The 22145-nt window shown below is 48.8% G+C and carries 20 protein-coding genes and 1 tRNA gene; 11 read left to right on the top strand and 10 right to left on the bottom strand.

Annotation, left to right across the window (positions count from 1 at the left end):
* Window positions 1-13: 13 nt before the first annotated feature.
* The gene (locus tag NGM62_RS08535; protein WP_262247125.1) at window positions 14-1108 is read right to left on the bottom strand and encodes an isochorismatase family protein; all 1095 of its coding nucleotides are present in this window, start codon (window positions 1106-1108) and stop codon (window positions 14-16) included.
* Between the two features lie 25 nt (window positions 1109-1133).
* Here NGM62_RS08535 and NGM62_RS08530 point away from each other — a divergent pair, with 25 nt between their 5' ends.
* A complete protein-coding gene (locus NGM62_RS08530) occupies window positions 1134-1349 on the top strand; it encodes a hypothetical protein (protein ID WP_262247124.1) in 216 nt (71 codons plus the stop codon).
* A 43-nt stretch (window positions 1350-1392) separates the two neighbouring features.
* On the opposite strand, the gene NGM62_RS08525 is transcribed toward NGM62_RS08530, so the two are convergent.
* Together NGM62_RS08525 and NGM62_RS08520 are read right to left on the bottom strand one after the other, a co-directional pair.
* A complete protein-coding gene (locus NGM62_RS08525) occupies window positions 1393-2487 on the bottom strand; it encodes a tyrosine-type recombinase/integrase (RefSeq protein ID WP_449301311.1) in 1095 nt (364 codons plus the stop codon).
* Window positions 2488-2994: 507 nt separating this feature from the next.
* Window positions 2995-3068 (bottom strand) — tRNA-Ile (locus NGM62_RS08520).
* Window positions 3069-3135: 67 nt separating this feature from the next.
* Between NGM62_RS08520 and NGM62_RS08515 the strand changes: the two genes are divergently transcribed.
* The 3 genes from NGM62_RS08515 to ggpS all read left to right on the top strand — a co-directional run bounded on the left by NGM62_RS08515 (window position 3136) and on the right by ggpS (window position 6844).
* Window positions 3136-3771, top strand: coding sequence for an HAD family hydrolase (locus NGM62_RS08515; protein ID WP_262247121.1), 636 nt, complete (start codon window positions 3136-3138; stop codon window positions 3769-3771).
* Between the two features lie 82 nt (window positions 3772-3853).
* A complete protein-coding gene (locus NGM62_RS08510) occupies window positions 3854-4381 on the top strand; it encodes a YqgE/AlgH family protein (protein ID WP_262247119.1) in 528 nt (175 codons plus the stop codon).
* A gap of 210 nt (window positions 4382-4591) precedes the next feature.
* On the top strand, window positions 4592-6844 hold the full coding sequence (gene ggpS, locus NGM62_RS08505) for a glucosylglycerol-phosphate synthase (protein ID WP_262247117.1): 2253 nt from the start codon (window positions 4592-4594) through the stop codon (window positions 6842-6844).
* A gap of 70 nt (window positions 6845-6914) precedes the next feature.
* Here ggpS and NGM62_RS08500 read toward each other — a convergent pair whose 3' ends face one another.
* The 5 genes from NGM62_RS08500 to NGM62_RS08480 all read right to left on the bottom strand — a co-directional run bounded on the left by NGM62_RS08500 (window position 6915) and on the right by NGM62_RS08480 (window position 8950).
* Window positions 6915-7193 carry a YdeI/OmpD-associated family protein gene (locus tag NGM62_RS08500; RefSeq protein WP_262247116.1) on the bottom strand — a complete coding sequence of 93 codons (279 nt, stop codon included), beginning with the start codon at window positions 7191-7193 and terminating at the stop codon, window positions 6915-6917.
* Window positions 7194-7206: 13 nt separating this feature from the next.
* Window positions 7207-7593, bottom strand: coding sequence for a DoxX family protein (locus NGM62_RS08495; RefSeq protein WP_262247114.1), 387 nt, complete (start codon window positions 7591-7593; stop codon window positions 7207-7209).
* A 6-nt stretch (window positions 7594-7599) separates the two neighbouring features.
* Window positions 7600-8064, bottom strand: coding sequence for an SRPBCC family protein (locus NGM62_RS08490; protein ID WP_262247112.1), 465 nt, complete (start codon window positions 8062-8064; stop codon window positions 7600-7602).
* 1 nt (window position 8065) lies between these two features.
* Window positions 8066-8386 (bottom strand): ArsR/SmtB family transcription factor, encoded by a 321-nt coding sequence (locus tag NGM62_RS08485; RefSeq protein ID WP_262247143.1) that lies wholly within the window; start codon window positions 8384-8386, stop codon window positions 8066-8068.
* A gap of 114 nt (window positions 8387-8500) precedes the next feature.
* Entirely contained in the window at window positions 8501-8950 is a 450-nt protein-coding gene (locus NGM62_RS08480) for an SRPBCC family protein (protein ID WP_262247110.1), read from the bottom strand.
* Window positions 8951-9082: 132 nt separating this feature from the next.
* Between NGM62_RS08480 and NGM62_RS08475 the strand changes: the two genes are divergently transcribed.
* Complete coding sequence (locus NGM62_RS08475) at window positions 9083-10486, top strand: aminopeptidase P family protein (protein ID WP_262247109.1); 1404 nt, start codon at window positions 9083-9085, stop codon at window positions 10484-10486.
* A 7-nt stretch (window positions 10487-10493) separates the two neighbouring features.
* Window positions 10494-12149 carry a M1 family metallopeptidase gene (locus tag NGM62_RS08470; protein WP_262247107.1) on the top strand — a complete coding sequence of 552 codons (1656 nt, stop codon included), beginning with the start codon at window positions 10494-10496 and terminating at the stop codon, window positions 12147-12149.
* Window positions 12150-12154: 5 nt separating this feature from the next.
* On the opposite strand, the gene NGM62_RS08465 is transcribed toward NGM62_RS08470, so the two are convergent.
* Both NGM62_RS08465 and NGM62_RS08460 read right to left on the bottom strand, forming a co-directional pair.
* Window positions 12155-14059, bottom strand: a complete 1905-nt coding sequence (locus NGM62_RS08465; protein WP_262247106.1) for a DUF3857 domain-containing protein — start codon at window positions 14057-14059, stop codon at window positions 12155-12157.
* On the bottom strand, window positions 14056-16044 hold the full coding sequence (locus NGM62_RS08460; protein ID WP_262247104.1) for a DUF3857 domain-containing protein: 1989 nt from the start codon (window positions 16042-16044) through the stop codon (window positions 14056-14058). The genes NGM62_RS08465 and NGM62_RS08460 overlap by 4 nt, the downstream gene beginning before the upstream one ends.
* 121 nt (window positions 16045-16165) lie before the next feature.
* Here NGM62_RS08460 and NGM62_RS08455 point away from each other — a divergent pair, with 121 nt between their 5' ends.
* From NGM62_RS08455 to rodA, 5 genes are all read left to right on the top strand, one after another.
* A complete protein-coding gene (locus NGM62_RS08455; RefSeq protein WP_262247102.1) occupies window positions 16166-17188 on the top strand; it encodes a rod shape-determining protein in 1023 nt (340 codons plus the stop codon).
* 82 nt (window positions 17189-17270) lie between these two features.
* On the top strand, window positions 17271-18104 hold the full coding sequence (mreC, locus tag NGM62_RS08450) for a rod shape-determining protein MreC (protein WP_262247100.1): 834 nt from the start codon (window positions 17271-17273) through the stop codon (window positions 18102-18104).
* A complete protein-coding gene (locus tag NGM62_RS08445) occupies window positions 18097-18612 on the top strand; it encodes a rod shape-determining protein MreD (RefSeq protein ID WP_262247098.1) in 516 nt (171 codons plus the stop codon). Before mreC ends, NGM62_RS08445 begins: the two co-directional genes overlap by 8 nt.
* A 32-nt stretch (window positions 18613-18644) precedes the next feature.
* Complete coding sequence (gene mrdA / locus NGM62_RS08440) at window positions 18645-20594, top strand: penicillin-binding protein 2 (RefSeq protein ID WP_262247096.1); 1950 nt, start codon at window positions 18645-18647, stop codon at window positions 20592-20594.
* On the top strand, window positions 20587-21858 hold the full coding sequence (gene rodA / locus NGM62_RS08435; RefSeq protein ID WP_262247094.1) for a rod shape-determining protein RodA: 1272 nt from the start codon (window positions 20587-20589) through the stop codon (window positions 21856-21858). Before mrdA ends, rodA begins: the two co-directional genes overlap by 8 nt.
* Window positions 21859-22145: the final 287 nt, after the last annotated feature.

Genomic DNA, 22145 nt, shown 5'->3' with positions numbered 1-22145 from the left:
AATTGATATGGATTTAAAAGGTGAACGTCATCATGACATCGGCTCTTTTGTATTTTGTCTTATCTATTTCCGTTTCGTTGAAACCTAATTTCCGATATATATTCAGGGCATCTGTTAAGCGGGTGTGCGAGAAAAGTACAAGCTCTTTCACGCCAAGACGTTTGGATACGGATATCGCCTGACTGCAAAGCATTTTGCCGATTCCACACCCTCGGTAATTCTCATGTACGGTCATCTTGGTCAATTCCAAGCGATCGTCATCCATTTTTTTCAAGGCAGCTGTACCTATAGGTTGACCGTCTTTTAAGGCAAAAAGGATTTTTCCACCACTTTTGAGTATAGCCTCTTCCGGATTGGACAATACGTACTGGTCAACCGGTTCTATATCAAAATACTGGTTTAGCCACGCCATATTCAAAGCTTTGAAAGCGTCTTTATAGGCCGGGTGATAATCGGTGATTATTATTCCACTTTTGAAAAAGAAATCTACGAGGGCAGGATCTTCAAAGATATGCACACCGATATGCTGCATTTCTTGTAAGCCTCTATCGTATACACCCGATATTGTCGGCGGAATCATTGCAATCCTGTAATCCCGTTCACTCGCCTCGTACATGGTGGTACGTGGGCAATTCGGAAAATTACATCCGGCAACAAATAGCGAATTTATTTCCTTTGATTGCAATACATCATGTAATGTCGTGTTATAAAATGCACCCCACCTTGGTTTATACAAGATGTAGTCATTATCCCCACACCGGATGATATTTCCGTTAAGAAGCTCGTCATCAGAATGCGGGCTATCAATTTCAGGCAATAATTCATCAATAATTTTTGCACCCAGACTATTAGGAGCTACGATTGGTTTACCGGACGAAATAAGCTCTCTACGGCATAATTCAGCATTACTTCCGTCTGGTTGATACAAGCGTATGATATGGAACACAGGTTTTCCGTACTTCCTGAATATACTGGTTAGAGAAGCGAGGTGGGGAATTATTTCTTCCGTTCCATCGACATAGGCTTGGCCTTTAGGATTTGCAAAATCGTACTGCATATCTATAACAAGCAGCGCAGATTTATCCTGCTCTAAGTAGTTATTCGTCATACACAAAAATCATAAAACTAAATTTATGATAACAGGTACAAATTTTGATTTTTTGACAGAAGCAGTTTACCTCTTAGGCTTTGTCGTGTTCCATATAAAAATCAACCATACGCCAAAAGCAACAGCAAATCCAACCCATGGGGTTTTCATGCTCAAAGCAGCAAAGAAACCAACCGTCGCTATTATACACGTTATAAAAAACCATATTACAGCTCTCATAATTGTCAAATTAAAGTGTTAAAAGTTCTGCATGGAATATAACATCCCATGCAGCATTATCATTTCTAAGCGGCCACGTCTTCCGATATAGCCTTATCCGCAATTTTCTTCCTGATTTTTGCTTCGACTTTTTTAAGTTGCGCAATCACTCTCCGCTGTACATCATCAACGATTTTCCAATCTTTGGCGATGTAGATGTCCGTTGTACGATTACCTTCGTCAACGTGGTTGAGCGCAAGTGCCACATCGTCCTTACTCATGCGACAATCATTTCGTGCGGTGTTGGCAAATGTATGCCTTGCCCAATAAAGCGTAATATCGGGTATCCCTGCCAATTTACGTAATTGCTCCATGCCTTTAGATAAGGCCCAGTTCAGGCAGTTGGCACTCGAATAACGCTCACGCAATTTCCCTAAATACCTTTCCAATAACGGCTTGGCTTCTTCGACAATCTTAATACTTATAAAAGCATTATCCTTGCGTTTACCCTCGGTTTTGGAACGGTTGTAATCAACACGTCCGTTTCTAATATCACGTTCCGTTATTTGATACAGGTCTACGGCATTTATGCCACAAAGGTAGAACGAAAGCATATAAAGTTCCTTTGCCAATTCCGCACGACTTCCGGGGGTGGTTACACAATCCCGAATAGTTAATACTTGTTCAAGTGTATTGTTCCTTTTCTTTGTGAGGGGTGGGGAACCAACCTTGTATTTCTTGAATGGATAATGCTTGATGCGGTATATTCCGAGGTCTTCGTTATTATACATTTCTCGTGCAGCATTGAACAATGTTCTTAAATCCCTCATGTGATTATGCAGTCCACTATCCGACAATCCTTTTTCGGTTGTGAGAACTGGCTTGTTGTCTTGGTTGTAACGTGTCATTGTACGCTCTGACCTTAAATAACGCTCATACGTCATCAGCATGTTGGAATTGATTTCCTTGATGGATACCGATGGCCGTTTAAAATAATCGACAAGACTATTACGGATTTTTCTGTGGTTGTTCGCGGTTCCCGTACGCTTTTCTTTTCTTAGACGTTCGATGTGTTGGTCGCAAAATTTGATGAAATCGATATCCTCATCTTTGTCACGCAGGTAATCGCTCAGGGATTCCGCGGTAAAATAATCCAGTCGTTTGTCAAGCTCACTAATCATCTTGCGATAATCCCTAAGCTGCTTCTCGACCTTGTCGGCGATAAACGGGTCTTTGACCTTAAAGTCTTTGGTTAATTGTTTCCTGACGACANTGTCAAGCTCACTAATCATCTTGCGATAATCCCTAAGCTGCTTCTCGACCTTGTCGGCGATAAACGGGTCTTTGACCTTAAAGTCTTTGGTTAATTGTTTCCTGACGACAAAATGAGTTGTGTCAAGATACTTTCTTAATCTTTTGTGTTGCACACAAATTTTCACATTGTAGGTGCCATCGGCTTTTTTGTGATGCTCGAACACCTTTGCACTAACGGTTGCCATAGTTCTTTCGAAATTGGCACGTAAAAGAGCTGTAACACATTTGTAACACTTTTACGTGAAGTTCAACAAAAATCTATGCAAGTCACGTCGATTCGGGGTATCCGATGCGACGTAGGACAGATGTCCCTAAAGTGCCCTAAGAAACGAAAAAAGCCGTTTTCCCTTTCGGAAAAACGACTTTTCGATTTGTGCGCCCACCTGGGCTCGAACCAGGGACCAAAAGATTATGAGTCTTCTACTCTAACCAACTGAGCTATAGGCGCAGTGCAAACTATTATATTGTTTTGCGGCTGCAAATCTACATATTTGCACACAGAAGTAGAAATTTTCATGAAAAATATACGAAACATCATCCTCGATTATGGAAATGTCATTTTCGATATCGATTTCCCCAAGCTACGGCAGTCATTCTCCCAACTTGGTATTCCGGACGTAGATGCTTTTTATGGCCACAGAGCCCAACATGCCTTATTTGATGCTTTCGACAAGGGAATCATTACAGCTGCGCAATTCCGAAACGAACTTCGGGACGCCACAAACAATCACGATTTAACCGATGAAGCCATCGATGCCGCATGGAACAGTCTCCTGATCGGCGTACGGCCGGGCCACCACGAGCTGCTCAACCAGCTGAAATCCCGATACCGCACCTTCCTGCTTAGCAACAACAACGAAATCCATTACCAGTGGATCATGGATTACCTTAGCAGCGAATTCGGCCTCAACGGCAATGCGAGTTTCTTCGAAAGGGACTATTATTCGCACCTCCTGGGGATGCGTAAGCCGGATAAAGAGATTTTCCAATTCGTATTGGACACGCACGGGCTGAACTCAGCAGAAACACTCTTCGTGGACGATAGCCCCCAGCATATCGAAACTGCTGATAAAATGGGCTTCCAGGCTCACTTGCTCAACCCCGGCGATACGCTGCCCCAACTTTTGCATCGATTGGGATATACCGGGTGATTTTCCGTACATTTACCTGAACAATATGAAAGGAGACGCAGCGATGTTTAACAAAAACACCCCTCAAATAGCAAGTTTGTTGATGTCTGAGCCTTTCATGCTCGACCCCAACTTCCAACGATCGGTCGTCTTACTGTGTGAACACAACGATGAAGATGGAACCGTAGGCTACGTGCTTAACCAACCCGCTACCATCCAACTCCGCGATGTGATGAGTGAACTCCCCGACGCCGAATTCCCCTTGTTTTTTGGTGGCCCTGTAGCGCAAGATAGCATCCACTTCATCCACAAATGCCATGACAAATTGCACAGTGGCATTGGGCTGGGCAATGGGATCTACTGGGGCGGAAATTTCGAAAGCTTGCAGATCCTCATAAAAAATGGCGATATCGCTTCAGACGAAGTGAAGTTCTTCTTGGGCTATTCCGGCTGGAGCCCAGGTCAATTAGAAAGTGAACTGAAAGAGAATGCCTGGGTAATCAGCAACCATTACAACCCGGATATCACCTTCGGAAACGATGGCGAAAACCTGTGGAAAGAAGCCATTGTATCACTCGGCCCCAAATACGCCCACATAGCCAATTTCCCACAAAACCCGATGTGGAATTAAGTCGCCGCCGCGGGGACCGCCGCCGCGGTTGATTTGGGATTGCAGTGGATTTTACATACCTTTGCCCCTCCGCGGAGCGAAACACCCGCTCCTTCCAATCTGGGCAGGTATTGGGTCACCTGTTTAAATATCAATCTCCCGTATTTTATCTCACGAAGCACACTGGCACCGTCAATAGCGGATATGCCATGGCTATAAAAGAAAAAAACGATGATGTTATTAGCGACCGACCTCGACGGTACTTTTCTCGGCGGATCCATTTCAAAAAAAAGACAACTTTACCGACTGATCCGGACACAACCGGATCTTAAACTGGTTTTCGTAACAGGCCGCGGCCTGGAAACGGTTTTACCGCTATTGCACGACCCCACCATCCCCATACCCCACTACATCATCAGCGACGTAGGTGCCACCGTGGTGGATGGCACTACACTCGAACCCATTGCCGCTATCCAGTCTGAAATTGAGCAGCGCTGGCCAGACGAATACCTGCTGAAACAGCATTTGGCCAGCATCCCTGGCATCCGACCGCAGGAGGTACCCCAGCAGCGGCGTTGTTCGTTTTTTTACGACGATGGTGTCGACCTCGACGCCATAAGGGAAATTGCCGGCGGTTATCAATGCGATGTATTGCTGTCGGCCGGGAAATACCTCGACATCTTACCGGGCGGTGTAAATAAGGGAGCCACGCTCAAGCGGTTGATTGGGCTGATCGGCTTCCCCGAAGAACGGGTATTGGTGGCTGGAGACACCTTCAACGATTTTTCGCTTTTCGAAACGGGGTACAAAGGTGTGGCCGTTGGCAGGTCGGAGCCCGCTCTTATCACAGCCGTAGAAAATATGGACAATGTTTTCCAAGCTACCAAAGAAGGTGCCGGGGGCATACTGGAGGCAATGCGGCACTTCGAGCCTTTCCGAAAATACCACCCTAACCAAGAAAAGGTCACCAAGAAAAAAGATATCAGCAACAAACAGTTATTGATGGTGTACCACCGCCTACCCTTCGATATCGTTGTTGAAGACGGCAAACCGAAGCGCATTCCACCGCGTAGCCCAAACGGCATCATCCCCTCCCTACTCGGCTTTTTCAATACGGGCCGGCCGGGCGTATGGATCGGCGAAGAGGTGGCCGGGCTGCTCGGCGATAACCCCGAACTCAGCCAATATATCGACAAAGAACGTTACCCCAACCTGAAAGCATCGATCATCCCACTACCAAAAAAAGACATCGACCTGTTCTACCGGGTATTCTCGAAAGAGGCTTTCTGGCCGACGATTTTCTCGTTTATCAGTAAGGCCCAGTTTAACCACGACCATTGGCAGCACTACCTCAAAATCAATAAACTGTTTGCCGAGCGCGTGGCGGCTGAGGCCGAGCATGGCGCGTATGTGTGGATACACGAGTATAACCTGTGGATGGTCCCCGCTTACATGCGGCAACTACGGCCCGATCTTAAAATCGGTTTCTTCCACCACACGGCATTCCCCCCGGCTGATATCTTTAACATTATCCCGTGGCGGCATGAGATCATCGGTAGCCTCCTGCAATGCGACTTCGTCAGCTTCCACATCCCGCGGTATGTGGAAAATTTCGTAGATGTGGTGAAAAGCCACGCCCCTACCAAAGTGATCAGCCGTGTCAATGCAGCTAAACAGTTCCTTACCTATAGCTGTGCGCTGGGCATCGACCAGATGACCAAGCAAATCGCCGTGGGTGACAATACCATCCGGCTGGGGGCCCAGCCGGTGGGGGTAAACATGCAAAACATCCGCCGTATCTGTGAAAATGAAGAAACTAAAAGCCGAATCGATACCCTTCGCCAACAAACCGCCGGCAAACGCATTGTCCTATCAGTAGAGCGGCTGGATTATGTGAAAGGACCGCTGGAGAAAATCCAGGCATTCGGCGAATTCCTCGATCAACACCCCGAATACCACGGCACGCTGGAATTAATCAATATCTGCACGCCGCCATCGCAGGGCATGAAAGTCTATGAACGTATTCAGGAAGAACTGGAGCAGGCCGTAGGGAAAATCAACGGTAAATATGCCAGCATGGACTGGACACCTATCCGCTTCTTCTTCCGGTCTGTACCATTTGAAGAAGTCCTCGCCTATTATGCCATTGCCGATGTGGCCTGGATTACCCCGCTGCGCGACGGATTAAACCTGGTTGCCAAAGAATATGTCGCCGTAAAAGGCTTGCAGGAAGATCCCGACGGTGTACTCGTTATCTCCGAATTTGCCGGTGCGTCGGTAGAACTACCCCACGCCATCCGTACCAACCCCTACGATAGCCAAAGCCTCAAAGATGGGCTGCACAATGCGTTGGTTTTGGACATCACTGAAAGGAAACTCCGCATGCAGCGACTATTTGAAACGGTAAACCATTACGATGTGCAGCGCTGGGGTAAAGATTTTCTTGAGGGGTTGAAAAAAGCGACAACGGTGCATACGTCCTAACGGTTCCTTCCACCGGGATTCATTCGCGACTCAGGTACAAACGGCGTTTTATTACCCCGATTGGCTTACACTATTTGAACCATTTTTGAGCATTGGGACGCCGGTGTGGGCATCCGGGCCAGCAGCAAGGGCGTTTCTTGCCGCCAACGATATCTTCACCCAATCGCTTTATATGTTCTGCCCGTGTTTTTTCCTGTTTCACAATCGTTGTCCAGCAAATCCATTCGTTGCGGGCCAGCGGCGTTAACTTGTTCCATTTTTCCAATAGTTCCGCGTTGGAGCGTAGTGCTTTTTCCAAATCGCCCGGCACCTCATGAACCACTCCTTCTTCAATCGCTATGTCTGTCATTTGTTTTAATCTATTAACTCATTTGAGTTGCGGCTATTTTCCGGCTTGCGGGCCTGAAATACCACGAAACAACAATGGCCGTGAGCAGTGTCAATGAAGGCACGACTTCAACAAATGGCTCCTTCATAACGACGTGGGAAATTGCAGCCCCCGTCATCACAAAGAAAAAGCCTGCATACGCCCATTCTTTTACCAGGGGAAATCCGGGCAATAGGATGGCCACCACTCCTAATATTTTCCAAACACCTATAATGGATAGCATGTAAAGCGGATACCCCAACCGGGTTACAATCTCATTATAGCCGCCAATCTGAAGCATTTGTTGGATTCCACCTGCTAGCATTCCCAGCGATAAGAATAGGGTTGCCACCCAATAGATGATTTTATTTTTTTTCGACATATCAAGTTATATTAAGTTAGTCATCACTTGCTGCAGTTGATCATGCGCCATATTCAGGCCGTATGCAAATGGCATTTTCAATTGTATGGCCCGGTGTTCCACAGACCGGTAAATAACCTGCATCGTCAACCTACTTGTCTGCTCCGTCAATTGCTCAAACTCCAAAAATTCCAGCTGAACGCCGATTTCCGAATTTTCCATCTCAAACGTCCGTATAATCGTTTGGTTCGGAATAAATTCGTGTATGGTGCCATTGGCGCGAAACATCACATTTCCCTGGTGTGAAGTCTCAAACAAATACGAGCCATGCTTTTTGTTTTCCAGTTTCAACACTTTTGTTCCCATCCATTGCTCAATAAATTCCGGTTCCTCGTAGGCCTTAAAGAGCAATGCCAAAGGCAGATCAAACTCCCGAGTTATCGTCAATTCCTGTTTGCCTTCTTCGGCATTGATTTTTGTTTTCCGTTCCATCTTAGTTGGTTATAGATTTTTTCATAACAGATTCCAATTTATTGAACCGGTCGTCCCACATTTTCCGGAAGGGTTCTAGGAAATCGGCTATCTCTTTCATTTTTTCCGGATTTAAATGATAATAGACTTCCCGTCCCCTTTGCTCCTGTTCTAGTAAATCACATGCCGTCAATATTTGTAGATGCTTGGAAACCGTCGGCCTGGCTGTATCAAAATTTGAGGCTATCGCCCCTGCCGTCATTGCCTGCGTGGTAACCAACAAGAGGATAGCCCTCCTTGTCGGGTCGGCTATTGCCTGAAATACATCGCGTCTTAATTTCATCATGAAGCTATTTGGCTACAAATATAAATGTAGCTATTTAACTACACAAATTTTATTTGACATTTTATGGTTAACGGCAGATTGATCTGCTCCGAGGTAGATTTTCGGTATTGTTTATTGCTCAGCGAGCCGCTTCACTTCTTCCAGTCCTTCGGTAAACCCGCGGTCCATCGCCTCCATCCCCTCGTCTGGCGTTTGCACGGAAGCGCGGAGCGTAGTGATGCCGTTTTGTTCGGTGAGATAATACTCTTCCAATAATCCGGCCCAAGATTTTACTCCTCCACTCGTTATATCCTCCCGCTCATCCGTCATTTCGCCCAAATGCTCAAACACCAGTTCATAAGGTTCGTCTATGGATTTAATGGTGGTGACCATTCCGCTGCCGCTGCTATCTAGAAATAACGTTTTACCTCCTATTTGCCAATCCGTTTGCATAAACCCGCCTACCGGGTCATCCGGATTGAAAGCGTTCGTCCATTTTGAATAGGTGGCTGGATTCCAAAGCGTGTCCCAGACTTTCTGGGCTGTCGCATCAATTTCTTTCGTGAATAGTAAAGTTTTCATCCGTATACGTGCATGCCCGACTTGCTATTGATTTATAACAACTCCGCGCGCGAAGAAGTTTGGATTATTTTCCACAAACTTTTCAACAAAAAACGGTTAGACGACATCCAGCTTTTTAGTACCTTTATACCCATGATGTTTAGCACACAAACCTACCGCTCGCGTAGGAGGGCGCTGCAGGAGAACGTTTCCAACGGAATTATTCTACTGATGGGCAACGGCGAAGCCTCTATCAATTTCAGGGATAACACCTACCCTTTCCGGCAAGACAGTACCTTCCTCTACTATTTTGGCATCGCCACGCCGGGACTGGCAGCCATTATAGACATCGACGAAAACACCGCCACCATTTTCGGCGATGAAATGACAATCGATGATATCATCTGGATGGGCCGACTGGAAACGCTGAAGGAAAAAGCGGCCAAAGCCGGTGTTTCGGAAACGCAGCCGACAAAAAGGCTAGCTGCAACCCTTTTGGAAGCGATGGACAACGGCCGTCCCGTTCACTTTCTGCCTCCTTACAGGCATGCCAACCTCATCAAGTTGACGCAGCTAACCGGGATTCCCATCGAACAGCTTACGGGAGCTGCGTCTGTGGAACTTATCAAAGCTGTCGTAGCGCAACGTTCCGTCAAATCGGAAGAAGAAGTCGCCGAAATTGAACGGGCGGTAAATACCAGCGTGGAGATGCACCTTACTGCAATGCGGCTAGCAAAGCCGGGTATGACCGAGCAACATATAGCAGCAGCGATACAGCAAGTGGCGCAGCAGGCTGGCGGAGCCCTCGCCTACCCCACCATCCTCTCCGTGCGCGGTGAGGTATTACACAACCACTACCATGGAAATGTGCTGCAGGAGGGCGACCTGGTACTCAACGACTCGGGAGCAGAAACAGCGATGGGTTACGCAGGCGATCTCACACGCACCTTTCCCGCTGGAAAAACATTCACACCGCTGCAAAAAGAGGTTTATGATATCGTGTTGAATGCGTTGGAATCGGCAACAGCTGCATTAAAACCCGGCGTCCGTTACCTCGACATCCACCTCCACGCGTGCCGAATGCTTACCGATGGGCTTAAATCGTTGGGTCTGATGCGTGGCGACACCGACGAAGCCGTGGCTGCAGGGGCACACACCCTATTCTTTCAATGTGGTACCGGGCACATGATGGGACTCGATGTACACGATATGGAAGACCTCGGCGAACAATACGTAGGCTACAGCGACACCCTGCGTAAAGACACCGGCACCTTCGGCCTCAAATCGCTCCGTCTGGGTAAGCAGCTGGAAGCCGGCTACGTACTTACAGTGGAGCCAGGCCTGTACTTCATACCCGAACTCATAGATCTATGGAAAGCGGAAAACAAACTTACCCAATTCATTGATTATAGTAAGGTCGAAACATTCAGGGATTTCGGGGGTATCCGCGTAGAGGATGATGTACTCATCACCGCAAACGGCCACCGTATACTGGGCAAGCCGTTGGCTAAAACGGTGGCCGATATTGAACAAATACGGACAGAAACTGGTCAGTAACTTAAAAATGAGGCACCTAATCGTACTTATCTTATTGATTACTGCGGCTGCAGATAGCCACGCCCAACTACTCAAAGCCCGCGAGCTATTTAGCCGGGCCGACTCACTGCGTGGCCGGCTCACGCCATTGCGTACGTGTTATGACGTCAACTATTACCATCTCGATGTGCGCATAGACCCCGATAGGCGACACATCGCAGGCTCCAATTTGTTTGCATTTACGGCCGTAAACGATTTCAATCGCCTGCAAGTTGACCTATTTGATAACCTTCGTATCGATAGCATCGTGTACCGTGGGCAACAATTGCCCTTCACCCGGGAGTACAACGCCGTCTTTATCGATTTTCCGAAGGTCATGAACGCGGGCCAATCAGATTCGTTTACGGTGTTCTACTCGGGCTATCCCCTACAGGCCAAACGGGCGCCATGGGATGGCGGATTCGATTTCAAGAAAGATAGCAACGGGAAACACTGGATTGCCACCGCCTGCCAGGGCCTCGGTGCCAGCGTTTGGTGGCCCAATAAAGACCACCAGTCGGACGAAGTGGACAGCATGCTCATCAGCATCAGCGTTCCCAACGGATTAACCAACGTATCTAACGGCAGGTTCCGGGGCAGCGAAGACCTCGGTGATGGTTACACCCGCTTCAATTGGTTTGTGAGCAACCCGATAAACAACTACAACATTGCCGCCAACATCGGCGACTATGTACATTTCGCCGATACATTCCATGGCGAAAAGGGTATACTCGATCTAGATTATTGGGTGCTGCGCGAAAATGAAAGCAAGGCTAAACCGCACTTCGCCGCCAATGTCAAGCCAATGCTCCGGGCATTCGAACATTGGTTCGGTCCTTATCCATTCTATGACGACGGGTATAAGCTGGTCGAAACTGCCCATCTAGGCATGGAACACCAGAGTGCTATTGCCTACGGAAACAAATACCAAAACGGCTACTTAGGCCGCGACGGATCGGATACGGGCTGGGGCGAAAAATGGGACTTCATCATCATCCACGAATCCGGGCACGAATGGTTTGGCAACAGTATAACGTCTAACGATTTGGCCGATATGTGGATACATGAGAGTTTCACAAACTACTCCGAATCGCTGTATATCGAATACCATTTCGGCAAACGTGCAGGCCAGGAATACATACACGGCAACCGCCGTAGCATCCAGAACCTAGCACCCATGATTGGCCACTATCACGTGAATAATGAAGGCTCAGTCGACATGTACAACAAAGGCGGAGTGTTGCACAACATGGTACGAACCATCATCGATGATGACGAGAAGTGGCGGCAGATACTGAGGGGCCTCAACCGAAAGTTCTACCATAGCACGGTAGACTACGGCGATATCGTAAACTACATCAGTGAACAATCGGGGAAAAACCTGTCACAACTGTATGCGCAATACGTACGCCACGCCAGCATCCCCACCCTCGAATTTACGTTCTCGGAAGATGGCAGGGCATTCTGCCGCTGGATTGCCGACGCGCAGGATTTCGACATGCCGGTACGCGCGCGCACCAAAGGAGGCACCTATCAGTTTATCCAACCCAAGCGGCAATTTACGCCCGTCGGCATCACGGGACTTACGCGCGACAACCTGGAGGTAGACACGTTCAACTTCTACATTGGTGTGCTGGTCGAATAGCTACGTTATTTTTTAGTAAATACCACCTTGCGATGGTCAAACACGCTGACGTCGTTGATGAATTTACACAATTCCGCATAACGCTCGGCCGGATAAGTACCCCCTTTCAACACCAGTCGCCGCCGATAAGAAAGCTGGTCACCCTCCTGCTCCATCGTGAGTTCATAGCAGCCGAAAGGACTATTTAGCGTAATATCCCACGGCCCACCCACCACGGTATAACCTGTCGGCAGTGTATAGGTAAAGTGATCTTCATCGGTATATCCCCTGTTCACATAAACATCTTGTTTTCTATTGTTTAAATTAGGCATGCTAAACTGTTTATTAAAAATATTGGGCAATAGAAATGCCTGGTTGCCACTTGACGGAGCATAACGTGGCATCGTGATATCCAAGCTTTCTGCGAGTGTAGGGGAATCACCCTCCTGTTTCTGGTAATCGATATGCTCAAAGCCGATGTGGTCAACATCATAAGCAGCCTTCAACAACTTCACTTGCCCGGTACCGCTGCTTTCAGCAATATCGAGGTGGTTATCATACTGCCCACCCGAGAAGATGGTACGCATGTGGCCAGACAGGGTGCCATCCTCAGCCAGTTGCAGGTCAGCATGCCGTTCCTGCGTACTTACAGGCGCAGCGTAGGCCGGTGTCCGCAGTAGCCTGCCTCCTTCGGGCATACAGGCCCAAACAGTCCGATCGTCCGTAAACGACCCCAGAAAGCCGAACGGCAGCCGCTGGCTGGTGCATTCCAACCAAACCGTGTCCTGATCAAACGGCACGCACAGGATTACGTGGTTCCCCTGGTCCATACTGGCAAAATCAGCCCGGATGTCGCGCTTCGCGTTGCCAGCCTCCACTACACAATAATAGGAAGGGATATCTACCACCGCCAGCAGCGCACGCATGTAATTGACCAGCCCCTTGCAGTCGCCATAGCCAAGCCCCTCTACCACCGCCGCCGCCGTCGGCCTGAAGCCACCGATGCCGATCTGCACGCTCACGTAGCGGGTTTTACGTTGCATGTAGCGGTAAAGTTCCGCCGCCTTTTCCCGATCGCCTGCCAACCCGCCCACCAGCGCCTTTACTTCCGCTACTGTTTTTGCGGGAAGCGCTGTTCCCTCCGAGAGCAGTGCACCAGACATCCAGTTGCCGAGTTCCTCCCAGTTGGAATACTGTCCGCGATGTTTATAATAATCGAAATGCACAGGCGCTATCCTAACCATTGGCTTATAAGTTTCCGGATCGGGGCTATAAGGCTCATAACGCCGCGCCGGCAGATTATCCACAGCCCAGGTGAGGGCCCTTCGCCCTTTATCTAACCGACGCACCGGCTCGCCGTCGTAATTCGTGGCGCTTATCCTTACCTCATCAGCTTCCGCACAGATAAACGTGTATTGGCTACGCTGCACGGCCACATCCCAGTAGGCTTCGGGGCGCCATGCGGGGATAATCAGGTTCTGTTTCAGCACCACCTCGTAACTGTAGGCCACCGTATAGGGATAGCCCGCCATCGCCGGAAGGAAATGCTTTACCCGACTGTCTTCGTACAAGGAGAAATTGCTTACCGCACTCTCATCGCGGCAGTCGCGTTTGGTAAATTTACGCAACTGGAACCCCATCTCGTCATATACACTCCCCGAAATCTGCTTTATAGCAGTCGCCTTGTCGTAATGGATCACCAACCGCGCCCGTTCTTCGCCCGAAGGATTGAAAACGGTGACCGCACGATCCACACGATAGCGCACGTTGGTCGGTGAAAGCATATCGACCACGATTTCCTCATAGCGTACCACAGCATCGGCCCGGCTCTTCAACGCGGCAGGAATATGTGCAACCGCATAATCCGGTTGCGCAGCTGCCGGCCTCAGGCTACCCAGTACCGCCAGCACCATTAACGTTACCGCTTTCATTGCCCCTCCTTCTTTCGCAAGACCATATCGATTTTTTCCTGCTGGATGATCCGGCTGAAAAATTCTTTTAGCGCGAAGTAACTCTCCGGCGGATAGGTAGGGTGGTTCAGCGCCAGTAATTGCGAAAACGTCAGTACATTATTATCCACACCGGTTTGTGTAAGGTACCGGCCGCCCCGGTTTTCCAATACTAAGTTGTAATCATCCGGCTTGGAAACCAACTCGTAATCGGCAGGGAGCTCGATGGTCATCAATACCCGCTCTTCCATCGCCGCCCCCAAATCCACAGGGTACGTACGCTCATCCAGGTTAAACGGGTTTTTGTTGACCCGGTTGATAAAAAATGGATTAAAAAACAAGTCTTCCCGCTGTAGGCTATCGTATAATCGCACCGTGATATCATAATGTTCCACGAATGGCTTATCCAACTCTTCAGCCCCGAGGATTTCACCCGCCTCAACCTGGAAAGCAGTAAGCTTCTCATCGCGGTATTCAATATATTCCTCAAGTGTATTGTAATTGGCAAGCTCCTTGCGTTTACGCCATGCTGCATAACCATAGCTGTTGGTCGTCAGCCGGCCGCGCAATACACCATCGGCGTCCAGCTTGGCCTTCAACATATATTGGGTTGTCGATTTCTGTGATGATTCCGGGACAATCCAATACGAAGGGGCTTTCAGGTTGATGACGCGTGCCTTGCCATTGATACAGTGCAAAGGCAGCAAACCGAACGGCAATAAGGGATCTGATGCATCCAATAGATAGTACGTATCGCCGATATTGACCTTGGCAACTACATAATTGAAATCGCTGAGCACCGGGTGTACATCGTTTACCACGCCATTATCACGCGTAGAAAGGATAACGGCCTCTCCATCCAAACCCGCGGCACGCAGTCCGGCAATCAGGGCAAGGTTGATGTCGCCGATGTTCCCCGACCCGCGTTCAAGCGCATTTTTGATATTCAGTTCACTGTACTTGCCGAGGTACCGGTTCCATCTGATATGTTGCTGGATATAACGGTAAATAGCTTGGGCTTTGCCGAGGTCGTCCATGGTGTCAGTGACGATTGTAGGCAGGATAGACTTGAATACATTGTCGCGCTTCATCTGGCCACCAAAGTCCGCATGGCTCACCAACTCGCGGTCTACATTCTTCCACTCCTTGGTAATCTTAATATTGGTGCCATTAAGCCTATAAACATCGGACAACTCAAAATAAATAGCTGATTTAAAATTACTTGGAGCCGTCATATAATCTTCAGATACAAATGCAGGTATATTGCTCATCCCATAGGTCATATGGGAGCAATCAATATCACGGCCTGCAATCCGAAAGGCTCCGCGGCTCAGCTTCGCATCTTGTACGGCCAGTGGATAAGGTCCCCGTAACGTGACGTTGTAGGTATACATCCCCGGTATTGTCGCTTCAAACAAGCTGTTGATTTTCGGGATGTCATCTTGCAGGTTCCACGTGTGGAAATTGAAGATATGGGGCGACCGCAACCGATAGCTATACTCAATGATGCTCCCTTCCCGCAGATCGGGAAAGGTAAATTTCGTATCCGTACGGTACCTGCTGACCTCTTCTTTGTACAATTGGCTTTGGTCTAATGGCACCGTTACGATGCGTCCATCGGTCACATTGATGGTCACGGCTTTCACCTCCGAGATCACATCGACACGTTCCCCGCTCTCATCTTTATAAGCCGGTATCACAACCGTCGCATGGCGGTAGCCGTCGCTATTGAAGACTTTGATCCGCGCATGGTAGTCCACAATCAATTCGGTGTAGCCTTTCGTATCGTCATAAACCATAAAGGCTCTCCCATACTCGTTCAGCACGGCAGCATTTGAAAAGCTGTCCAAGTCATTCTTAGCAAGCTTAAGGTCTTCCGGATTAAGTGAACCGAATGCAAAATCCTGGCTATACACGCAGCCACCCAAAAGCATCAAAATGGCAAAGGTCAATATGGTTTTCATCATCGCTGGGACAACAGATTAATAGTCTAATACAAATCGGATATAAATCGGATATTGTGGTTAAAGTTATCAGTTTTTTTGGTAGGTTTGCACATTATTTGAAAATCTTATCATATTTTGCCGGATGGGCTTATTTAACTGGTTTACACAAGAAGTTGCTATTGATTTGGGTACGGCAAACACGCTCATTATCCATAATGATAAAGTGGTGGTAGACGAGCCGTCTATCGTGGCGTTCGACCGCACCACCAACAAGGTCATCGCCATAGGGCGCCAGGCCATGCAGATGGAAGGGAAAACGCACGATAATATCCGGACGGTGAGGCCACTGAAAGATGGTGTCATTGCCGATTTCAATGCTGCCGAACACATGATCCGTGGGATGATAAAGATGGTGAACAACGGTAAAGGCTGGTTTTTCCCATCATTGCGCATGGTTATCTGTATCCCCTCCGGGATCACTGAAGTGGAAAAGCGGGCCGTCCGTGATTCAGCCGAGATAGCCGGGGCCAAAGAGGTCTATCTGGTGCATGAACCCATGGCTGCCGCCGTGGGTATCGGCATTGACGTGGAAGAGCCCATGGGCAACATGGTCATCGATATCGGTGGCGGCACCACGGAAATCGCGGTTATCGCGCTGTCGGGCATCGTGTGCGACCAGTCGATACGGGTAGCCGGGGATAATTTCGATTCGGATATCGTGCAGTATATCCGCCGGCAGCACAACATCATGATTGGCGACCGGACAGCGGAGAAAATAAAAATCGAAGTGGGCTCCGCGCTCCCCGAGCTGCAGGAGCCGCCAGCTGATTTTGCTGTGCAGGGCCGCGATTTGATGACGGGAGTACCCAAGCAGATTACCGTATCTTATACCGAGATTGCCCATTGCTTGGATAAGTCTATCTCCAAAATCGAGGAGGCAATCCTGAAAGCGCTGGAAATCACCCCACCGGAGCTTTCCGCAGATATTTACCAAACAGGTATTTACCTCACAGGGGGCGGTGCGCTATTGCGTGGACTCGACAAGCGGATCCAAGCAAAGACCAAGCTTCCGGTACACGTGGCTGAAGACCCCTTGAGGGCTGTTGTGCGGGGAACGGGCATCGCCTTGAAAAACATCGGTACATTCAAGTTTTTGATGCAATAAGCAGATAAGCAGCCGTTCGCCAATTGCCACCCGTGGTTTACGGGGCAGAAAGCAAATGATAAAAACAAAAAAGCAGATATGAATGAAGAACCTCTGGCTCATTCTCAATAAGTATAATGCCTTCTTCTTTTTTGTGATTTTCTTTGGCTATGCTGTATACTTAGTCGTCCAGAACAACTCATTCCAACGTGCATCGGCCGTCAATTCATCCAACGAATTCATCGGCTCGGCCTATGCACGTATCAACGCATGGCAGAGCTACCTCAACCTCCGGGAGGTGAATACACAACTTGCCGAGGAGAATGCGGGTCTACGTGAACGATTGCAGCTCCTGGCAGCCCCCGACAGCATCGTGGGCGGCGCCGTTACGGATAGTATGGGAAACATACGATACCGTTACGTGGTAGCCAAGGTGACCAACAACAGCATCCACCAAAAAAACAATTACATCACCCTGGACAAAGGGCGTAAACATGGTGTCAAAAAAGGCATGGGGGTAATCACCTCCAATGGCATTGTGGGGATCGTGCTGAACGTTTCGGAGCATTTCGCCACCGTGCAGTCGTTACTCCATAGCGAAACGCGTGTCAGCGCCGCTTTGGAAGACAGCGGAGCGTTTGGATCATTGATGTGGGGCGACAATTACGATGCCCAATTGGGTATACTCAAGGATATCCCCAACCATGTGAAAGTGCGGGAAGGCGAGCGGGTATTTACATCGGGGTTCTCGTTGTTCCCGCAGGGGATACCCGTAGGCAACGTGATACAGACGGGCATTGCAGGAGGCGATAGCTTCCTGGATATCCGCGTCAAGCTCAGCACGCAGTTCCATAACCTGAAACAGGTATACATTGTGGTGGACATACTCACCGACGAAAAGGAAATGTTGGAATCTCAAAGCGAAAACGATGGCTAAGGTTTTCTTGTATAACACCATCCGTTTTTGCGTACTTGTGGCGCTACAGGTATTCCTATTCAAAAACATGGGGTATTACAATTTGGCCACCCCTTTCCCCTATATACTGTTTGTTTTACTGCTGCCGGTGGGCATACCTAATTTTGTACTCTATTGCCTTGCTTTCCTCACCGGTATCACAGTCGATGCATTCTACGATACGTTGGGTGTCAATGCCGCTGCATGCGCGGCCCTGGCTTGGGGGCGTATCCTCTTTATACGGATTACCCTGCAATCAGACCAGCATGAAAACTACATGACACCGCTTTTAGGAACGGTACCCTTCCGGTGGTATTTCCTGTATGTTTCTTTAACTACCTTGTTCCACCACTCCGTATTGTTCATGCTGGAAACGTTCACATTCCATCATTTCCATTACACCATCACCCGTATCTTTTTAAGTTGTATATTTACCGTCGTTATCATTTTATTGTTTAGTCTGCTTTTTTACCGGAAAAAACAACGTTAAAGCAAAATAGCCGCCGAGGCATATCCACATAAATGAACGCGTTTTTTGAACGAAAATACATCATACAGGGTATATTCATCGTTGTGGCCGTCATTATTGCTACACGGCTGTTTTATCTGCAACTGATAGATGAAAGCTACCTGCTGTCGGCAAATAACAACGTCTTGCGTAAGATGGTCATTTATCCGGCCCGTGGCGTCATCCTCGATCGCAACGGGCAGGTTCTCGTGCAGAACGAGCCGGTATACGACCTTCTCGTAACACCGCGCGAGGTCAGGGACCTCGACACAGCGTTGCTCTGTGAACTTGTGGGCATCGACCACGAAGGATTTCTAAAGCGGATGAAAACCGCCCGCGATTACTCGCCATACAAAGCATCTCCGTTTGAGAAACAGATACCCGCGGCTGCCTATGCCACACTACAGGAGCACTTATACAAATTCCGTGGGTTTTACGTACAAAACCGGACGGTGCGCAGTTATCCCGACAGCATCGCTGCCCAATTCCTCGGGTATATACAAGAAGTGAACGACCGCGATATCGAACGATCCAATGGTTTCTACCGACCGGGGGATTATATAGGAGCAAGTGGCGTGGAGCGGGCCTACGAGGAGCTCCTGAGAGGCCAACGCGGTGTGAAAAACGTGATGGTCGATGCGTTTAACCGACCCCAGGGTTCATTTGCGGATGGCAAATACGACACCTTGGCCGTAGCCGGCGACGGCTTGGTATCTTCGCTGGATAAAGACCTGCAGATCCTTGCCGAGAAGTTGATGCGCAACAAAATAGGAAGTGTGGTAGCTATTGAACCGGCTACCGGCGAAATCCTGACATTCGTGAGCAGTCCCAGCTACGACCCCAACATGATGGTGGGGCGCGAACGGGGCAACAACTACATGAAATTACTGTACGACCCCTATAAACCGATGTTCATCCGTCCCATCCAGGCCCAGTATCCCCCGGGCTCGGTATTCAAGGTGGTCAGTGCCCTAACCGCCCAGCAGGCCGGTGTCATCGAAGCCAGCACCGTTTTCAACTGCCCCGGCGGATACCGCTATGGCGGCGGCCGGGCCATCATGCGCTGCACACACGTGGATGGTTCTATCCCATTGGTTACCGCCATCCAACGATCGTGCAACACCTATTTCGGCTATACATACGCCCGCATGATCGACCACCGTAACCTGCCGTCACCCGAATCCTATACATTGTGGCGCGAGGCCACCATGAAGTTCGGCATCGGCCAGCCGCTCGGGATCGACTTGCCGGGTGAGCAGGATGGCCTCCTGCCTACGGCAGATTATTACACCAAACGCTACGGAAACGCACGCTGGGGATCCGGTTATAACATATCCCTATCCATCGGCCAGGGCGAGATGGGTATCACCCCCCTGCAAATGGCCAATATCATGGCCATCGTGGCCAACCGGGGCTTCTACTACCGGCCGCACCTGATCAAAGCCATCGGTGAGAAGAAAATCGTCAAACCGGAATTTACCGAAAAGATTTCTGCCGGAGTAGATGCAAAGTATTATGAACCCGTGGTAGAAGGGCTCAGCCGTGCGGTGAACGTACCGGGTGGAACAGGGTATTCCGTACGGATTGCAGATATCGAGATGTGTGGGAAAACAGGTACTGCCCAAAACCCGCACGGAGCCGACCACGCGGTATTTTTTGCTTTCGCTCCGCGCGATAACCCCAAAATCGCTATTGCTGTAGTGGTCGAAAATGCAGGCTATGGCGGAGTATGGGCAGGTCCCATCGCCAGTATGCTCGTGGAGCAATACCTCAAAGACACCATCACGCTACCCAAATACATCCAAGACCGGATTTATAACGCTGACCTTTTACCGAAACAGGACCCGCAAAAGCCGGCCGAATCCGTAAAGGCAGCACCCAAACGACCAACCGAACCAAGGAAAGACCCGGAAGAAGAATCCATATTCGTTCACCATAGCATGATAGCTAGCAGGTATGAATAGTATGCACCGAAATAGGTTCTTTGGCGGTAATGTAGACTGGTTCACCGTATTGCTGTGGTTCCTGCTATGTATCATCGGGTGGTTCAATATCCATGCAGCTGTGTTCGACCCCCAGCATCCAGGGCTCTTCAGTCTGGAAACAAACTATGGCAAGCAATCTATTTATATTTTTTCGGCAATGCTGATCGCTATTGTCATACTCATTGTCGATGCCAAGTTCTACAGCTCTTTCTCTCCCATCTTGTACGCTATTACCATATTGCTGCTGATTGCCGTGCTTATCATAGGGCGCAATGTGGGGGGAAACCAGGCATGGATCCCCATTGGCAGCTTCAGGTTACAGCCCTCCGAATTTGCCAAACTGGCTACCTGCTTGCTGCTGGCCCGGTACCTGAGTGCACATAGTACGAAAACACCCAATCTCAAAACCTTGATCGGTGGCATAACTGTCGTCGCTTTACCGGTGGCCCTTGTCCTCCTCCAACCAGACACAGGCTCAGCGCTCGCTTTCTTCGCATTGGTATTTGTATTTTACCGCGAAGGCTATATCTCAGGGCCATGGATGCTGTTCGGTGCGCTAGCTATCATGCTATTCGTACTCACCTTGGCGTTCAACCAATGGATCGTTATAGCGGGAGTTGCCATGACCGTTGGATTGGGGATTTACTATTTCCGGAAAAAACGGAAAATCATAACCTCCCTGGCTGCTATTTTCGCAATAGCTGCAGTATATGTACTCTGTGTGGAGTTTGTCTATGAAAATGTATTACAATCCCACCAGCGCAACCGCATCGATGTGATTTTGGGAAAAATAGACGACCCCCGCGGAGAAGGATACAACCTAAACCAATCGATGATCGCCATTGGGTCTGGCCAGTTCTGGGGTAAGGGCTACCTGCAGGGTACACAAACGAAATATAATTTCGTCCCCGAGCAGAGCACGGATTTCATTTTCTGCACCGTGGGAGAAGAATGGGGCTTTGTGGGGTCTATGGTGGTGATCGGTATTTACCTTACCCTGCTGTTACGCATTGTGAATATCGCCGAGCGGCAACGTACCGCTTTTGCACGCATATATGCCTATGGCGTAGCGAGTATCCTGTTTTTCCACTTTGCCATCAATATCGGCATGACCATCGGTATCGTACCTATTATCGGCATACCCCTCCCCTTCATCAGTTATGGCGGCTCCTCCTTATGGAGCTTTACCATCCTGCTCTTTATCATGCTCAAATTCGATGCGAACAGAAAGGGTATCGTATAACGGCAGGAAAGGAAAAAGAGGAAAACTAACGGCAAATAAAAATACCAAATGCGTGGCCCTGCATGGGGTGCAGGGCGCTACGCAAATGGCTGCACACATGAATGACCGCAAATTTAAGAGATTTTTAATAAACTCCTAATTTTTTTGTGATTTTTTTATTTTTATTTTCTCTCCACTACGAATCTTCCTGTTCGCCTACCGCTACTTCACAAATAAAACCACTTAATAAAGATTTACTTCCATACTAATAATATTAGTATTAACTTTGCTATGTTAATACAAAAGAT

This window comes from Parapedobacter soli (assembly GCF_025460835.1).
GTDB lineage: Bacteria > Bacteroidota > Bacteroidia > Sphingobacteriales > Sphingobacteriaceae > Parapedobacter > Parapedobacter soli.
This window is presented reverse-complemented; position numbering and strand designations above follow the sequence as displayed.

Bases quoted from the DNA above. Each gene is read 5' to 3' on its own strand.
- NGM62_RS08510 (WP_262247119.1), top strand. From the start codon at position 3,854: ATGTCTGAGCCTTTCATGCTCGACCCCAACTTCCAACGATCGGTCGTC.
- NGM62_RS08460 (WP_262247104.1), bottom strand. From the start codon at position 16,044: ATGATGAAAACCATATTGACCTTTGCCATTTTGATGCTTTTGGGTGGC.
- NGM62_RS08490 (WP_262247112.1), bottom strand. From the start codon at position 8,064: ATGGAACGGAAAACAAAAATCAATGCCGAAGAAGGCAAACAGGAATTG.
- NGM62_RS08480 (WP_262247110.1), bottom strand. From the start codon at position 8,950: ATGAAAACTTTACTATTCACGAAAGAAATTGATGCGACAGCCCAGAAA.
- NGM62_RS08525 (WP_449301311.1), bottom strand. From the start codon at position 2,487: ATGATTAGTGAGCTTGACAAACGACTGGATTATTTTACCGCGGAATCC.
- NGM62_RS08485 (WP_262247143.1), bottom strand. From the start codon at position 8,386: ATGAAATTAAGACGCGATGTATTTCAGGCAATAGCCGACCCGACAAGG.
- NGM62_RS08445 (WP_262247098.1), top strand. From the start codon at position 18,097: ATGGCTAAGGTTTTCTTGTATAACACCATCCGTTTTTGCGTACTTGTG.
- NGM62_RS08535 (WP_262247125.1), bottom strand. From the start codon at position 1,108: ATGACGAATAACTACTTAGAGCAGGATAAATCTGCGCTGCTTGTTATA.
- NGM62_RS08515 (WP_262247121.1), top strand. From the start codon at position 3,136: ATGAAAAATATACGAAACATCATCCTCGATTATGGAAATGTCATTTTC.
- NGM62_RS08470 (WP_262247107.1), top strand. From the start codon at position 10,494: ATGAGGCACCTAATCGTACTTATCTTATTGATTACTGCGGCTGCAGAT.
- NGM62_RS08530 (WP_262247124.1), top strand. From the start codon at position 1,134: ATGATAACAGGTACAAATTTTGATTTTTTGACAGAAGCAGTTTACCTC.
- ggpS (WP_262247117.1), top strand. From the start codon at position 4,592: ATGATGTTATTAGCGACCGACCTCGACGGTACTTTTCTCGGCGGATCC.
- mreC (WP_262247100.1), top strand. From the start codon at position 17,271: ATGAAGAACCTCTGGCTCATTCTCAATAAGTATAATGCCTTCTTCTTT.
- NGM62_RS08455 (WP_262247102.1), top strand. From the start codon at position 16,166: ATGGGCTTATTTAACTGGTTTACACAAGAAGTTGCTATTGATTTGGGT.
- NGM62_RS08475 (WP_262247109.1), top strand. From the start codon at position 9,083: ATGATGTTTAGCACACAAACCTACCGCTCGCGTAGGAGGGCGCTGCAG.
- NGM62_RS08500 (WP_262247116.1), bottom strand. From the start codon at position 7,193: ATGACAGACATAGCGATTGAAGAAGGAGTGGTTCATGAGGTGCCGGGC.
- mrdA (WP_262247096.1), top strand. From the start codon at position 18,645: ATGAACGCGTTTTTTGAACGAAAATACATCATACAGGGTATATTCATC.
- NGM62_RS08465 (WP_262247106.1), bottom strand. From the start codon at position 14,059: ATGAAAGCGGTAACGTTAATGGTGCTGGCGGTACTGGGTAGCCTGAGG.
- rodA (WP_262247094.1), top strand. From the start codon at position 20,587: ATGAATAGTATGCACCGAAATAGGTTCTTTGGCGGTAATGTAGACTGG.
- NGM62_RS08495 (WP_262247114.1), bottom strand. From the start codon at position 7,593: ATGTCGAAAAAAAATAAAATCATCTATTGGGTGGCAACCCTATTCTTA.